Origin of the sequence: Xylophilus sp., from assembly GCA_009914555.1 — a bacterium.
Classification (GTDB): domain Bacteria; phylum Pseudomonadota; class Gammaproteobacteria; order Burkholderiales; family Burkholderiaceae_C; genus WNDY01.
Map to the genome: position 1 here is coordinate 38,974 of WNDY01000033.1, position 13,139 is coordinate 52,112.

General features: G+C 60.4%; 20 protein-coding genes. 17 read left to right on the forward strand and 3 right to left on the reverse strand.

Going from position 1 to position 13,139, the window contains the following annotated elements; translation table 11 throughout:
• Positions 1-95: 95 nt before the first annotated feature.
• The 15 genes from GAK38_RS14875 (at position 96) to GAK38_RS14945 (ending at position 8,749) form a co-directional block, all read left to right on the forward strand.
• On the forward strand, positions 96-503 hold the full coding sequence (locus GAK38_RS14875; RefSeq protein ID WP_325345415.1) for a DUF7173 family protein: 408 nt from the start codon (positions 96-98) through the stop codon (positions 501-503).
• A gap of 28 nt (positions 504-531) precedes the next feature.
• On the forward strand, positions 532-1,293 hold the full coding sequence (locus GAK38_RS14880; RefSeq protein ID WP_325345417.1) for an ATP-binding protein: 762 nt from the start codon (positions 532-534) through the stop codon (positions 1,291-1,293).
• 36 nt (positions 1,294-1,329) lie between these two features.
• Complete coding sequence (locus GAK38_RS14885; protein WP_325345419.1) at positions 1,330-1,839, forward strand: DUF669 domain-containing protein; 510 nt, start codon at positions 1,330-1,332, stop codon at positions 1,837-1,839.
• Between the two features lie 286 nt (positions 1,840-2,125).
• A complete protein-coding gene (locus GAK38_RS14890) occupies positions 2,126-3,235 on the forward strand; it encodes a hypothetical protein (protein ID WP_325345421.1) in 1,110 nt (369 codons plus the stop codon).
• A 51-nt stretch (positions 3,236-3,286) separates the two neighbouring features.
• Complete coding sequence (locus GAK38_RS14895) at positions 3,287-3,595, forward strand: hypothetical protein (RefSeq protein ID WP_325345423.1); 309 nt, start codon at positions 3,287-3,289, stop codon at positions 3,593-3,595.
• On the forward strand, positions 3,595-5,406 hold the full coding sequence (locus tag GAK38_RS14900) for a DEAD/DEAH box helicase (RefSeq protein WP_325345425.1): 1,812 nt from the start codon (positions 3,595-3,597) through the stop codon (positions 5,404-5,406). Before GAK38_RS14895 ends, GAK38_RS14900 begins: the two co-directional genes overlap by 1 nt.
• A 47-nt stretch (positions 5,407-5,453) precedes the next feature.
• The gene (locus tag GAK38_RS14905) at positions 5,454-5,720 is read left to right on the forward strand and encodes a hypothetical protein (RefSeq protein ID WP_325345427.1); all 267 of its coding nucleotides are present in this window, start codon (positions 5,454-5,456) and stop codon (positions 5,718-5,720) included.
• Entirely contained in the window at positions 5,717-5,992 is a 276-nt protein-coding gene (locus tag GAK38_RS14910; RefSeq protein WP_325345429.1) for a hypothetical protein, read from the forward strand. The genes GAK38_RS14905 and GAK38_RS14910 overlap by 4 nt, the downstream gene beginning before the upstream one ends.
• Positions 5,993-5,997: 5 nt before the next feature.
• The gene (locus GAK38_RS14915) at positions 5,998-7,074 is read left to right on the forward strand and encodes a hypothetical protein (protein ID WP_325345431.1); all 1,077 of its coding nucleotides are present in this window, start codon (positions 5,998-6,000) and stop codon (positions 7,072-7,074) included.
• A gap of 88 nt (positions 7,075-7,162) precedes the next feature.
• Positions 7,163-7,345, forward strand: a complete 183-nt coding sequence (locus GAK38_RS14920) for a hypothetical protein (RefSeq protein WP_325345432.1) — start codon at positions 7,163-7,165, stop codon at positions 7,343-7,345.
• A 30-nt stretch (positions 7,346-7,375) separates the two neighbouring features.
• A complete protein-coding gene (locus tag GAK38_RS14925) occupies positions 7,376-7,657 on the forward strand; it encodes a hypothetical protein (protein ID WP_325345434.1) in 282 nt (93 codons plus the stop codon).
• 10 nt (positions 7,658-7,667) lie between these two features.
• On the forward strand, positions 7,668-7,916 hold the full coding sequence (locus GAK38_RS14930; RefSeq protein WP_325345436.1) for a hypothetical protein: 249 nt from the start codon (positions 7,668-7,670) through the stop codon (positions 7,914-7,916).
• 2 nt (positions 7,917-7,918) lie between these two features.
• The gene (locus GAK38_RS14935; RefSeq protein ID WP_325345437.1) at positions 7,919-8,248 is read left to right on the forward strand and encodes a hypothetical protein; all 330 of its coding nucleotides are present in this window, start codon (positions 7,919-7,921) and stop codon (positions 8,246-8,248) included.
• Complete coding sequence (locus GAK38_RS14940; protein ID WP_325345439.1) at positions 8,241-8,462, forward strand: hypothetical protein; 222 nt, start codon at positions 8,241-8,243, stop codon at positions 8,460-8,462. The genes GAK38_RS14935 and GAK38_RS14940 overlap by 8 nt, the downstream gene beginning before the upstream one ends.
• Positions 8,459-8,749: a hypothetical protein gene (locus tag GAK38_RS14945; protein ID WP_325345441.1), complete on the forward strand. Its 291-nt coding sequence runs from the start codon at positions 8,459-8,461 to the stop codon at positions 8,747-8,749. The genes GAK38_RS14940 and GAK38_RS14945 overlap by 4 nt, the downstream gene beginning before the upstream one ends.
• A 62-nt stretch (positions 8,750-8,811) precedes the next feature.
• Here GAK38_RS14945 and GAK38_RS14950 read toward each other — a convergent pair whose 3' ends face one another.
• Positions 8,812-9,345: a hypothetical protein gene (locus tag GAK38_RS14950; protein WP_325345443.1), complete on the reverse strand. Its 534-nt coding sequence runs from the start codon at positions 9,343-9,345 to the stop codon at positions 8,812-8,814.
• 541 nt (positions 9,346-9,886) lie between these two features.
• Positions 9,887-10,102 (reverse strand): hypothetical protein, encoded by a 216-nt coding sequence (locus tag GAK38_RS14955; RefSeq protein ID WP_325345445.1) that lies wholly within the window; start codon positions 10,100-10,102, stop codon positions 9,887-9,889.
• A 73-nt stretch (positions 10,103-10,175) separates the two neighbouring features.
• On the opposite strand from GAK38_RS14955, the gene GAK38_RS14960 reads away from it, so the two are divergent.
• Both GAK38_RS14960 and GAK38_RS14965 read left to right on the forward strand, forming a co-directional pair.
• Entirely contained in the window at positions 10,176-10,403 is a 228-nt protein-coding gene (locus GAK38_RS14960; protein ID WP_325345447.1) for a DUF4224 domain-containing protein, read from the forward strand.
• A 1-nt stretch (position 10,404) separates the two neighbouring features.
• Positions 10,405-11,439 (forward strand): tyrosine-type recombinase/integrase, encoded by a 1,035-nt coding sequence (locus GAK38_RS14965; RefSeq protein ID WP_325345449.1) that lies wholly within the window; start codon positions 10,405-10,407, stop codon positions 11,437-11,439.
• A gap of 276 nt (positions 11,440-11,715) precedes the next feature.
• Here the strand turns inward: GAK38_RS14965 and GAK38_RS14970 are convergent, their stop codons facing one another.
• Positions 11,716-12,741, reverse strand: a complete 1,026-nt coding sequence (locus GAK38_RS14970) for a proline iminopeptidase-family hydrolase (protein ID WP_325345451.1) — start codon at positions 12,739-12,741, stop codon at positions 11,716-11,718.
• Positions 12,742-13,139 lie beyond the last annotated feature (398 nt).

The window sequence follows — 13,139 nt, forward strand, 5'->3', positions numbered from 1 at the left end:
TGATCGTCCGGATCGCTGCAGGACACGCTGCGAACGACCCGACCTACCAGCCACCGACGCCGGCACGTGCTGCCGCATAACTCGGAACCATCAACATGAACCCGATCGATCTGGCCGCTCGCAACCTCGAGCTGGCAAAGCGCACCGAATTCTTGGCTACTCAGGCCCGAATCGAGGCCGAGCACGAGCTCATTTCACTGTTGCCCACGAAAGACGAGGGCTCAGTGACGATGAAGGGAAACGACTACAAGGTCTCGATCACCTACGGCTACAACCGGACCGTGGACGAGGCTGCGCTATCGGCCGTCAAGGACGAGATCGCAACCGACCTGTTCGATCAGGTGATCAACTACAAGCCGAGCCTCTCGATCACTGGCCTTCGCTACATGCAATCGAACCAGCCCGGAGCATACGCACTGCTCGCCCAGGTCATCACTTCCAAGCCGGCCAAACCAAGCGTCCGCATCGAGGCTATTCCTCAAGACCTCGCGGCTGCTGCTTGAATCCACAACCCGAACCCGGAGCACTAACGTGAGCATCAGCCTTGCCTCAATCTCCCGAACCACGAGAAACAGCCTGCCGCCGCGCGTCGTCATCCATGGCGCCCAGAAGGTCGGCAAGACCACCTTCGCGGCCGGCACCTACAAGCCCGTCTTTATCTGCCTTGAGGACGGCTTGGCCGGTATCGAGACGGACGCCGTAAACGAAGGTCGTGTCGTCGAAACCTTTGACGACGTCATGGCTTGGCTTGAAGTGATCAAGCAATCGGATTTCGGCACCGTCGTCGTCGACTCCCTTGACTGGCTTGAGCCCCTGGTCTGGGCCTCGGCATGCAAGCGCAACAACTGGTCGTCCATCGAGCAGCCCGGCTATGGGAAGGGCTATGTCGAGGCCAACGCCGACTGGCGTCGCTTCTTCGATGCGCTGAGCGACCTTCGGGCGCATCACGGCAAGGCCGTCATTCTCATCGCACACAGCGCAGTCAAGCGCTTCGAGGCGCCCGATGTCGAGGCCTTCGATCGCTACGAGCTGAAGCTCCAGAAGGGTCCACTGGGTCTCGCCATCGAGTGGGCCGACATCATCGGATTCGCACAGGAAGAGATGGCGATTAAGAAGGAAAAGGACGGCTTCAACAATACGCGCGCACGTGGCATCGGAACTGGCCGGCGCGTACTCCACGTCAACTCCAAACCCTCGTTCATCGCCGGCAACCGTTATGGGATGCCAGACACCGTCGATCTGTCCTGGGGTGCCCTCGTCAACGCGATGACTCCCGCCGCGCAGGCGGCATAACTCTCGATCCTCTACGAAAGCACAGGAACCCCGAACATGGCAAACCTTTTTGGCTCTTACGATCCCAATGCCGAGGCGCAAGCTGAATTCAGCGCCATCCCGACCGGCGAGTATCTCTCGGTCATCGTCGATAGCGACATGAAGCCAACCAAGAGCGGCGATGGCGAATTTCTCGAGCTCACTTACCAGGTGAGCGAAGGCGAGTACAAGGGACGCAAGGTGTGGGCACGTCTCAACCTGAAAACCCCGAACGCACAGGCTCAGGAAATCGCGAACCGCCAGTTCGCCAGCATCCGCGAAGCCACCGGCGTGGCGAATCCGCGCGACTCCCAGGAGCTGCACAACAAGCCCCACATCATTCGCGTCGAGTTCATCCCGTCGGGTACCAGCCAGAAGAATGGCTACGTCACGAATCGCGATGCCAACGAAGTGAAAGCCTGGAAAAAGATCGAGGGTGTTACGCCGATCGTCGGCGCCGCGAGCTCGGCACCTGCCGCGAACCAGTCGGCCGAGACGCCACCTTGGAAGCGCAACCAGGCAGCCTGATCAAATCAGCCCAGCCGGCGGTGGCGCACATAACACCGGCACTGGTTTAAGGCGGGTACCTCCGCTCGGTGCGAGCTGCGACCTGACTCAAAGCGCGGATGGCCGCGCAGGTAATGCGAGAGCGTAGTCGGAAGCGGCAACACCGAGTTCACGTGGATCTGCTCCGGCCGATCCACCACTCGCCGAGAAGCCAGCGCGGGGAGTCTCGATACAAGTTCCGCGTAAAGCCACAGATCGAGTGACCGCCGGGAATAGACCGGCATCCCTATCGAAAGAGAACCCGAACATGGCCCTTCTCCCAACTCAAGCCGTCAACGACCCCACTCTGGATGCGATCAACGCCGCGGTCCAGAATGTAAACAACCTCCAAAAGCCGCGCCCGTATTTAGGCATGTCCGCGATTGGCATGGAGTGTGAGGCATTCCTGTGGCGGAACTTCCGTTGGTGTGGCCCGTCTGGCGGTGGATTCGACGCTAAATCCCTCATGAACTTCGAGGATGGTCACCGCACCGAGGATCTCATGGCCGATCGCCTTCGGATGGTGCCGGGCGTGGAGCTGTACACGCTCGACCCGTCGACGGGTCAGCAGTTCGGGTTCTCCGACCTTGGCGGTCACTTCCGTGGCCACATCGATGGGGCAATCCGGGGCATCCTCCAGGCTCCGAAGGCTTGGCATATGTGGGAGAACAAGGCCAGCGAGAAGGGCCCGCACGAGCTGGCGAAGGCGAAGGAAAAGCACGGGGAGAAGGCGGCGCTCGCCGCATGGAACCCTACCTATCACGCCCAGGCAATCCTCTACATGCACTACGGCGCTATGGATCGCCACTATCTAACTTGCACATCACCAGGCGGCCGCCTACCGATTACGAGCGTCCGTACGGACGCTGACGATGCCGAGGCTGAGCGCCTAAAGGCCAAAGCGGAGCGGGTCATCTTCGCGGGCGAGCCGCTGGCAAGAATCGGCGGCGACGCGACGTTCTGGAAGTGCAAGACATGCGTCATGGCCTCGCAGTGCCATGGGACCGCCCTGCCCTCCGTCTCATGCCGTACGTGTGCCCACGCGACGCCGGAGCGCGACGGCGACGGCCGTTGGTCTTGTGCTCGCTGGAAATCGGATATCCCTATCGACGCCCAGAGGACGGGGTGCGACGAGCATCGATACATTCCAGCGCTCCTTTCTCGCTGGGGATCTGCGACTGACGCCAGCGAGACCGAGAACTGGATCGAGTACACGACGCCCGAGCGTGTAGTTTTCCGCAACGGCGTCCGCGGTCCTGGGTCGTTCGCGTCGAGCGAATTGGCGGCTATGTCGCTGGCGATGCTGGGTGACCGCCTGGCGAACGAGATCCGGAATGAATTCGATGGGCGATTTGTTCCCGCCGAGAACGCGGCCTGATCGCGACTCGATGCACCGGCCCATCACACACGATCACTCCGCGAGAAACTCATGAACGAACGTAACTGTGGCCGTCTTGGCAAGCACACCGTATCAAGCTGCGCGGAGCGCGCTGCCGCCTTTGTTGTCGAATATGCCGTGGCTCGGGCAGTTTGTATTGCGCCGGACGGAACCGTGACTGTCGAGGCCCCTGATCATGTGATCGATAACGAGTTGGTCGGTGTGTACACGGCGGAGCGCGGCCACTTCGAACTGTGGCGCCAGATCTCGATCGACCTGGATGAGACAGTTCGCGAGCGTCGCATAGCCGGCGGCACCCATTACAAGCACCGTGCGGCGGTCACGAGGAAGGTGGCGTGATGAAACTTCGCCCCTACCAGCAAAAGGCCCTCACCGCCTGCTGGGACTTCCTCCGCAATCGCGAAGGCAACCCAGCCCTGGTCCTGCCCACAGGCGCAGGCAAATCGCCCCTCATGGCTGCGATCGCCATGGAAGCCGTTCAAGGCTGGGGCGGCCGCGTTGGCATCTTGGCGCCTCGCCAAGAGCTCGTGGAGCAGAACAGCGAAAAGCTGAAGGCACTGTGGCCCGAGGCGCCCGTTGGCATCTATGCCGCGGGCCTGCGCAGGCGAGACCGCTTCAACAAGATCCTGTACATGCAGATCCAGAGCGTCGCCAAACGAGCTCATCAGCTCGGCCGTTTCGATCTGCTCGTAGTGGACGAGGGGCAGGACATCCCACTCGGCGGCGATGGCATGTACCTGACCTTCATCCGCGAGTGCCAGAAGTTCAACGCGAACCTTAGGGTCATCGTGCTGACCGCGACGCCCTACCGCCTCCAGGGAAAGGCCGTACCGATCTGCGGACCGAACTACGTCGTGAACGATATCGCCTATGAGGCCCGCGTCGGCGATCTGATTCACGACGGCTATCTCTCCCAGTTGGTCAGTCAAGGGGGGCAGCTGCCGGACCTGTCGACGGTTCGGCTACGTGGCGGCGAATACGTCGAGGGCGAGTTGGCCGGCGCCATGCTTCCGCTGGTTCGCAGCACCGTGGCTGACCTCCTGGCGCGCACCACGGGCAGGCGTTGCGGAATCGCCTTCTGCGTCAACGTGGAGCACGCCCTCGCCGTAAGGGATGCGCTACTGGCACACGGGGAGACCGTCTGCATCGTCCACCAGGGGAGCGCCGGTCGAGACGATGCGTTCTCCGGTCACCGGTCCGGAAAGTACAGTTGGATGGTGAATGTCAATGTCGCTGCCGTCGGCTATGACAACCCGATCATCGACGTGGTCGCCATGCTGCGGCCGACCAAGTCTCCGGGCATGTATTACCAGCAGGTAGGCCGAGGCTTCCGCCCGGTTTACGCGAGCGGCTATGACCTCGAAGAGCTGTCGGAGCGCTTGGCGGCCCTGGCGTCCGGCGGCAAGCCAAACTGCCTGGTCCTGGACTACGCGGGGAATATGCTCGAGCACGGGCCGGTGGATGCGATCCGCGTCCGAGCTGCGCGCCCAAGGAAGGCCGCGCACGTCGAGCGCGGCACATCCAAGGAATGCCCCAAGTGCAGGGAGCTAGTTCCCATGCAGGCACGCATCTGCCCAGGTCGCGATGCTCAAGGGAATCAGTGCACGCAGGTTTGGGGAAGCCTAGACCCAGCCCATTCGGACCGCCCAGTGGATGCGCCGGTGCTCTCCCATTGCCGCGAACGGGCTATCCACGTGCACCCTGTGAATTCCGTCGCATACGCCAGGCACGAGAAGGGTGGCAAAACTCCATCCCTCAAGGTGACCTACCAGTGCGGCATGCGTCGCTTCAACGAGTGGGTCTGCATCGAGCACGCCGGCATGCCGAGAGCCAAGGCCCTGCGCTGGTGGCAGGCGAGGAGTGCCGAACAGTGCCCGCGGACCATCGAAGAGGCCCTGCCGCTCGCTTGGCAGCTACCGCGCCCCCTTTTCATCACCGTCGACGAAACCGACAAGTACCCGGAGATCTTGGCGCATGAGTTTGCAGAGGCCGAACGCGAACCAGCGCCTGCATCTGATCGAGGCGATGCGCAACGCCTTGATGGCAATGGAGTCACTACCGGTGCTGACGCCGTGCCTGGAGTGCGCCGAGTTCCGGGATGGCTGGTGTCAGCAGTGGAAGCAAACCGTACCGGAAAGCGCGCAGCTTGATGGCTGCGATGCGTGGAATGAGCAAGTCCCATTTTAAAGGAATCCGCATGACCACCGACAAGACCAGCCAGGTTGCCGAAGTGAAAACGTACAAGGTTTTCCAAAGTCGGTTGCTCGTCGATCCGCACAACCGGCTCAATCCTGACTGCCACCACAAGGTGGTCATCTACGCCAATGTGGCTGCTTTGCTTGGTGAGCGGGACCGGCTGAGAAATGCCCTGGTAAAGATCGCAAACCAGGGGCCGGAACTGAACCCGGAATGGAAACACTGGAGCGACATCGCCCGCGAAGCCCTGGAAGGAGCATCCGCATGACCGACAAGACGGGCCTACTGAAAGCTTTCTACTGCAACGAATCGGAAGTCTATGCCGCGACCAACGCGGAGCATGCGGCCGAGCTAATGGATGACCTTACTGGAGCGAAGCCATCGGCAGGTTATCCCGAGGAGCTGACGGATGCGCAGCTGAATGTGCAGTATCCGGCATTCGACGAGAACGAGCAGCCGACCGGCGAGATGACCAGCATCCGCCAGATGCTCGCCGAGCACGGTGACGAACCCGGCTGGCTCTGCGGGAGTGACTGGTGATGACCATGACCGACAAGACCAGCACCGCGCCCGGGATGTCCGATCCTTTCGAATTGATCCCGGAAGTCGTGAACGGACCGACGCCCAAGCTTTGGCGAGCATACGAAGCCTTCAACAACACGTATCTCGGCTACAACACCCAGCAAGCTTTGCGTGCCGCGATCAATGGCGTGCTCGCCGAACGCGCCGCTATCGCCCCCACCCCCGATGTAGTGGGCGGGGATGTGGTGCCACCGGAATGGCTGTCCGAGCAGGTCGGTGGAGAATTCGATGACATGACTTCGGGCCAAGGCTATCGCCGGGGCTGGAATGACTGTCGCAAAGCGATGCTCGCCGCCCCGCGCGTACAGGGCGATGCCGAGGTAACTCCGCTGACCGATGAAGTTGGCGAGCCAATCGTGCAGAAGCTAGACAAGGCGCTTAGCGATCTCTCCAGCGCCGTCGAAGACATCGAAACCGGAAAGCACCAGTCGGCGATCCTTTCGTTTCTTCGCGGCGTCAAGGAGTACGTGAACGACGCCCGTGAAGACATTGAAGCGCTCGCCGCCCAGCCGAAGGCCGGTGAATCCCACCCTGCCGAGCAGACAAGGGGCGATGTCATCGGCTGGATGCTTCGCGATGACCAGGGCGGCACCTACTTCGACGAAACCTGCATCTGGCTGGACTACCAAGACGCGAAGGAGGCCGCCGAGGAAATGATGGACCCGGACGGCGACTTCTACACTCCCTTTCCGATTGTCGCCGGTGATATCAACATCGCCCCGCGACAGGCTGTGCCGGATGGGCTGAACGACCCCAACAATCCGTGGCGTCGGGCGGTTGAGCATGCCGGATATCTCGTGACGGACGTAGAGCACTATATGGAAGCGCGGAACGCCGAGAACCTGGCGTTTGAGCAGGTCGAAGGAGCAGGCGATCCGAGCGATGAGCAGGTGTCTGAACTGGAATCTGCTCAACAGGCGACTCACGAGCACTGGTGCGGCATGCACAGAGGCATCTACGAGTTCGCCAAGCGCCGCGACCGGGCAATGGCAACTCTCGCCGCCCCGTCAGCCGGGCGGATGGGGGTGGATCGTGGGTGATGTACTAAGAACATCGGTCGTTGAAGCACTTGGTCGCGAGGTTGATGCCTGTTCGGTGAACGGGTTACATGAATCGGCTGTCGCGCTCATGAAGATTCTCGACCAAGTATCAGATCTCATAGACGCTGCAACGGCGCTTCAATCGACACTCATCGACCATACCGAGTGGGACGAAGGATGCCTCTACTACAACGGCATTTCAGTGCCCGAATTGCAGGCGCCCATGGCGTCCCTTCATGCCGCCATCCAAGCGGCCCGGAGCGCAGCATGACGACCAACTACATCGCCGCCGAGGTGAGCCATGGCTAAGCGCAACTGGCCAGGTCACCCTGGCATTGGAAAGCAACTTGAGGCTCATGGTGAGCTTGTAACCGTGGTCGACGTCAAATGCGGCCCCATGCTCATCGACACGAGCACATTCGACAAACCATCGGCGGATATCAGCGGAACGCTTATTCTTCGGATAAAGCGTGTTGACGGGACTGAACGATGGCTTCCACCCATCGACGCAGACAGCTTCTTGGCTTGGTGCGCAAAGCAAGACGCGAAGATCGCCGCCGCGAGGGAGGTGCCCAATGCTTAGGATTTTCTACATGGACGACTGCGAGTGGTGGATCGGTGATGCCACCGAAGCCGAGATGATCGCCGCGTTCCAGGAAGAGTATGGCGAGCGCGAGGGCATGGAGGATGAGGTATACGCACTCTCCGACGATCTTCTCGATTCCACTCCTTTCTACTACGACGAGAACGACCTGTCGCTGACGCGTACCTTCCGGGAGCAGCTTGCTCTCGAAGACCACAACGACCCTACGCCTCGCTTCTTCGCTGGCACGGAGTGGTGACTATGAGCTGGGCAATCGGTTTTGACGAGCGATGGCAACGTGATATCGGCTACGGCGTGCCGGCGACGTGCGATCACCCTGGATGCGGCAAGCAGATCGATCGCGGGCTGTCGTACGTGTGCTGCGACGAGGAGCCGTACGGCGGAAACGAAGGGTGCGGCCTGTACTTCTGCGAGCAGCATCGCGGCGACGAAGGCAAGTGCGAGCGCTGCACCGCCGGCAAGCCTCCCTTTGAGCCTACGGCCGACACGGCCGAATGGACCCACCACAAGGCTACGCACTGGAGCTGGGCTGAGTGGCGTGCCGAACAGGAGGTGCCGGGACATGGCTGATTTCAAGGTAGGCGACCGAGTGCGTTACGTCGGTGGCTACACGCCTTTCTACGTATCGCCCAAGCCTAACGCGCTTGGCACCGTGACGGCTGCCGCCGAAGACGCATGGTCGGCGCGCATCGAGGTCACATGGGACGACCGTCTGCGGTATTGCAAGGAGACGGATCGCCGCAACTGGCGCATGCACAAAGCCGACTTGGAGCCCCAGCCATGACCCTCACCCCCGAGATGGTGGAGATCGAGCGCTGGAATTTCGAGCCGTGGGCGCATAGTCATGGGTATCGCTGTCACCGCGATGACTCGGGCGACTATCTGTATTCCGCAACTCGTGGCGCCTGGGAGGGCTGGCTGGGATCTTGTGAGCAGCGCAGAAAAGCCATGGGCCTAGACGAAATGCTGTGCCTCGAAGTACAGCATTTCAGGATCAACGGCGTGATGCGGAAGTACGTCAGTGCCGACGCACTGCGCGCCCTCATCGACAGGGCGGGAGGTGGGGCGTGATAGCGCTAATAATGGATAGAATCCTGATTAATGCGATCGCTAATTGTAAGCTGCGTACTGCATCAGGAAATTATCGTTTCCAGTGCGGTGATCGCCTTTTCAGCAGCGAGGTGGAGCTCCGTGGCGCACTCTTTCACTTCGCCGACAGCCTTCATCATACCGACGCCATATGCACTTGGCCTAGGCATCGCAATGAGCCTGCTGACTCGGTCTTGATACGCCCCCTTAGCTGCAATCACAGAAATAAGAAGTGCAGCCGATTCAGGTCCGAAACAATCAATGAAAGGCATTGCTTGCGACAGTGCCAGCATTGGATTGAGAGTTTGTCTTTCGATATAGGGAATTACGCTTCCAGGACCTTTCGTCGAGGCGCTCTCAATTTCGTTTGGAAGTTTGCTGGCCCGATCTCGAATGTCGCTGAGCTCCTGGATAAGAGGTTTAGCAAAGATGCTAGCGGTTCGCGCTCGATCGTCCGCAGCCTGTTTAGCGGGGACCTGAGCGATAGCAACAGCATTCTTAGCTGCCCTCAAGGCAGCAAACGCTGCGGCTGCGGATGCGAGTCCGCCAAACCACGTCGCTAGGTCCCCAACTGTCATGCTCCAAAAAGCTAGGTCACATCCCATGCCTGAACTCCCCATCCATTTAAGTGCGCCGATGGTGCCTCAGCCCTTGCGCTTGGCGCAATCCGAGGCAGCAATCATCGGGACGGCGGCCGGACGAACCACGGGTTGGTCGGCAGGGCGTTTCTATGCCAACAGACCTGGCAGGGGAAGTACTCGCCCTGCGCGTCGAATTTCCGGACGCGGTGCTTGGCCGGCATCCCGCAGCGCTCGCAGATCCAAGGTTCAGGATTCGCCGGGGGCTTCCGGTCATTCATCGCTTGAACGCGGGCGTGAGCTGACCATAACTTCCGCGACTTCCTGTGCGTACTCGCGCAGTTGCGCTAGCGTTCCAAAGAGCAGGCCTACTGTTTCACGTTCGCCTGAGGCCAGGAGCACCTCATCAAGAAGGTATCGGTGGCTCTCCACCGACTCCACTCGAGCCGACCAGACGAATTCTCCAACGAACCCGGAAATGACCTCTTTCTGTGACATAGCCCGGCTAGATTTTCAACTCAGTTCGCCGATGGTACACGGCTTAGGCAAGTTCGTTGGCCTTGAGCCTGCTTTCCGCGAGCGCGGTGGACATGGCCAGGCCTTCGTCGGAGATGCCGTTTGTCGCGCCCAGGTATTCGGGCTGGTCGCCCATCGTCCTCGGCATGCGGTAGAGGGCCCAAGCCACCACGCACCTACCGTCTATCCCCATCAGGGGCAGGCCGAGGTAGATCTCGAATTCACCATGGGTGATCTTCATGGCGCTCTCCCCACTTATTACGGTCTGACGATGGTGCGCCGGACCCTCGCGACTATCAACCAGGAGGTGCGCCGTGGGCGCCGCTGAGCCGCATCCCTTTTTGAGCCTCGAAGAAGTCAAGGAATTGACGGGCGCCGGGACCAAGCGCAAGATTCTAGCGAACCTGCGGAAGAACGGCATACGGCACTCGATCCGCGCCGATGGGTGGCCCTCGGTCGCCTGGGCAAACGTCGTGGGGACGGCTCTGGATCAGCTCACTGCCGGCCCAGCGAAGAAGTGGACTTCCAACAAGGCCGCCTGATATGGGACGACGCTCTACCCGCCCCGACGCCATCCCCCGATTGCGCGCTCGACGCAAGCCATCGGGGACGCTCTATTACTACTATGACCTTGGGGGATCTCCGCGCCGCGAGGAGCCCCTGGGGAGCGACTATGGCCTTGCCATCCTGAAGTGGGCCGAGCTGGAACGCAGCCGGACTTCGGAGGACGTCGTCGCCCAGGTGGTAACGTTCGCCTACGTGGCAGATCGATACCTTGCCGAGGTGGTGCCGACGAAGGCTACGCGCACGCAGAAGGACAACGTCCAGGAAATCGCCAAGCTCAAGGAGTTCTTCAACGACCCGCCGGCGCCGCTCGAAGTGATCGATCCGTCCGACGTGAAGCGCTACGTGAAATGGCGGAGCCAGACTGCCAAGGTACGGGCCAATCGCGAGAAGGCTCTCCTCTCGCATATCTGGAACTGGGCACGCGAAGAGGGCTACACGTCCAAGGCAAACCCTTGTGCGGGCGTCAAGGGCAACAAGGAATCGGGGCGAGACGTTTACATCGAGGACGAGATTCTAGAGGCGGTCTATGCCAAGGCTTCCGAGCCCCTGAAGGATGCGCTCGACCTGGCCTACCTCACAGGGCAGCGCGTGGGTGATGTGCTCAGAATGGACGAGACGATGGTGCGGGATGGCTTCATCCAGGTGAAGCAGGGGAAGACCAACGCCAAGAACCGAATCAAGGTCATAGGGCAGCTCGCTGCCCTGCTGGCACGGATCCGCGCGAGAAAGGCCGCCTACCCGGTCCATGCCACACGCCTGATCGTCGGCGTGGACGGTCAGCCGCTGACCTACAACCAGCTGTACGACCACTTCCGGAACGCCCGGGAGGCGGCCGGCACCCTGGCAAAGGGCTTCCAGATGCGCGACCTGCGGGCGAAGGCCGGCACCGACAAGGCGGATTCGGCAGGGGACATTCGAAAGGCCCAGGCCCAGCTCGGGCACACCACGGTCACCATGACCGAGCACTATGTGCGCAGGCGCAAGGGCGACAAGGTAACCCCCACAAAATAGCCGGATTCCGGTCCGCAATTCATGGCCAACATCGAGCAATCGCGGGTGAAACCCACCATGATTTTATGGCGTTTGCGGACCGGAAATTGATCTAAGCTATTGTAATTATTGGACCATACGTCTGGACTCAAAATCCGCCGCCCTTAAAAGCGTGTGGGTTCGAGTCCCACTTCCGGCACCAAAGATTTAGCGTCATTTCGAGCCAGGATTGCTTTTCGCAATCCTGGCTTTTTCATATCGGGATCGAGGACCGACGTCCTCGATCGCGGGCATCGCTCAACGCATCGCCTTTCCCGCGTCCACATCCTTGATGAACTTGATCAGGCCCGTGAAGTAGGCCTGCTGATCGTCGTACATGGCCAGGTGCGAACCATTCGGACACAGGAGGAAGCGCCCCTGCGGTAGCTTCTTCGCCATCGATGCCATGTACTTTGGGTCCATGGTGTCGTAAGTGGCGCCGATCACCAGCGTAGGAACGGTGATCTTCGACAGATCCTTGCTTCGATCCCACTTGGCCATCTTGCTGCCGATGCCCAGCTCGCTGGGGCCCTGCATTGACACGTACACCTGCTGGTTGAGGTGGGCGAAAGCACGCAGCACAGGATCCGGCCATTGCGCAGCCGGCATGCGGAGAATGTGTTTCTCGTAATGCTCGGGCATGAGGATGCCCATATAGTCCGGATCCTCCGTCTTGCCAGCGGCTTCCAGCTTCTTCAGTTTCGCGAGCTTGGCCTGGTCCATGGCCGGCATGAGCACCTGATGGGCATACGCGTCGTAAGCCGGGCCGCTGTCCATCATGTCGGAGATGATCAGGCCCTTGAGATGCTGCTGGTACTTCAGGGCATATTCGATGGCGATGGCACCACCCGCCGAATGCCCCAGCAAGTAGAAATTGTCCTTGTCCAGGTGCAATGCCTGGCGTACCTGCTCCACTTCGTCAGCAAAACGGGATAGATCCCACAAGGAATCATCCTTGGGCTGATCGCTATAGGCCGAGCCAAGCTGGTCATAGTAGTAATACTCGATGCCCTGCCCCGGGAAAAAGCTATCGAAGACCTCGAAGTATTCGTGCGTGGCCCCCGGGCCTCCATGCAAGAGAAGGACTTTGATTTTGGGGTTGTTGCCCACACGCTTCGTCCACACCCGGAATTTTCCCTTGGGCGTGTCGATGGTGATCATCCTCGCCCCGCCCGCGAGCGGCGTTTCATCCTTGGGTGCATCGAAATAACTCGCCGGAGGTGCCGCATGAGCGAGGCCCGTCCAAAGCGCAAGAAGGCATACAAGGGCGAAAATGCGTCGCATCGCGTCGATCCTATGTCATGAATGAACACTATCGTGCGCCAGAGAAAGGCGAGCAATGCACGCTTTTGCCAAATATTGATCAAAATCATCCATGGATCATCCCTGACCTATTCGACGCGCTCTCACGCCCCCCGACTTCCCGTGACAAGGGTATCGAATATCAAACCATCGCGTGCTCGCAGTAAACGTCGATCGAATTTCCAAAACCGGCGCTACCAATAGGCGACCATCAGCTCGGAGACCCAGCCAGGCTGACGAACCTTGATCTTGCCCCCGTTTCACGGACACCCCTATAAGCGATTAACTATCGCAATAGGAGGTGGACGATGACCAAGAGCAAGGCAGGCAGAAAGGGGCAGGAGTTCAGCCTGGAGTTCAGGCAGCAGGCACTGTTGCGA

Bases quoted from the DNA above. Each gene is read 5' to 3' on its own strand.
- GAK38_RS14875 (WP_325345415.1), top strand. From the start codon at position 96: ATGAACCCGATCGATCTGGCCGCTCGCAACCTCGAGCTGGCAAAGCGC.
- GAK38_RS14885 (WP_325345419.1), top strand. From the start codon at position 1,330: ATGGCAAACCTTTTTGGCTCTTACGATCCCAATGCCGAGGCGCAAGCT.
- GAK38_RS14890 (WP_325345421.1), top strand. From the start codon at position 2,126: ATGGCCCTTCTCCCAACTCAAGCCGTCAACGACCCCACTCTGGATGCG.
- GAK38_RS14895 (WP_325345423.1), top strand. From the start codon at position 3,287: ATGAACGAACGTAACTGTGGCCGTCTTGGCAAGCACACCGTATCAAGC.
- GAK38_RS14900 (WP_325345425.1), top strand. From the start codon at position 3,595: ATGAAACTTCGCCCCTACCAGCAAAAGGCCCTCACCGCCTGCTGGGAC.
- GAK38_RS14905 (WP_325345427.1), top strand. From the start codon at position 5,454: ATGACCACCGACAAGACCAGCCAGGTTGCCGAAGTGAAAACGTACAAG.
- GAK38_RS14910 (WP_325345429.1), top strand. From the start codon at position 5,717: ATGACCGACAAGACGGGCCTACTGAAAGCTTTCTACTGCAACGAATCG.
- GAK38_RS14915 (WP_325345431.1), top strand. From the start codon at position 5,998: ATGACCGACAAGACCAGCACCGCGCCCGGGATGTCCGATCCTTTCGAA.
- GAK38_RS14920 (WP_325345432.1), top strand. From the start codon at position 7,163: ATGAAGATTCTCGACCAAGTATCAGATCTCATAGACGCTGCAACGGCG.
- GAK38_RS14925 (WP_325345434.1), top strand. From the start codon at position 7,376: ATGGCTAAGCGCAACTGGCCAGGTCACCCTGGCATTGGAAAGCAACTT.
- GAK38_RS14930 (WP_325345436.1), top strand. From the start codon at position 7,668: ATGGACGACTGCGAGTGGTGGATCGGTGATGCCACCGAAGCCGAGATG.
- GAK38_RS14935 (WP_325345437.1), top strand. From the start codon at position 7,919: ATGAGCTGGGCAATCGGTTTTGACGAGCGATGGCAACGTGATATCGGC.
- GAK38_RS14940 (WP_325345439.1), top strand. From the start codon at position 8,241: ATGGCTGATTTCAAGGTAGGCGACCGAGTGCGTTACGTCGGTGGCTAC.
- GAK38_RS14945 (WP_325345441.1), top strand. From the start codon at position 8,459: ATGACCCTCACCCCCGAGATGGTGGAGATCGAGCGCTGGAATTTCGAG.
- GAK38_RS14950 (WP_325345443.1), bottom strand. From the start codon at position 9,345: ATGACAGTTGGGGACCTAGCGACGTGGTTTGGCGGACTCGCATCCGCA.
- GAK38_RS14955 (WP_325345445.1), bottom strand. From the start codon at position 10,102: ATGAAGATCACCCATGGTGAATTCGAGATCTACCTCGGCCTGCCCCTG.
- GAK38_RS14965 (WP_325345449.1), top strand. From the start codon at position 10,405: ATGGGACGACGCTCTACCCGCCCCGACGCCATCCCCCGATTGCGCGCT.
- GAK38_RS14970 (WP_325345451.1), bottom strand. From the start codon at position 12,741: ATGCGACGCATTTTCGCCCTTGTATGCCTTCTTGCGCTTTGGACGGGC.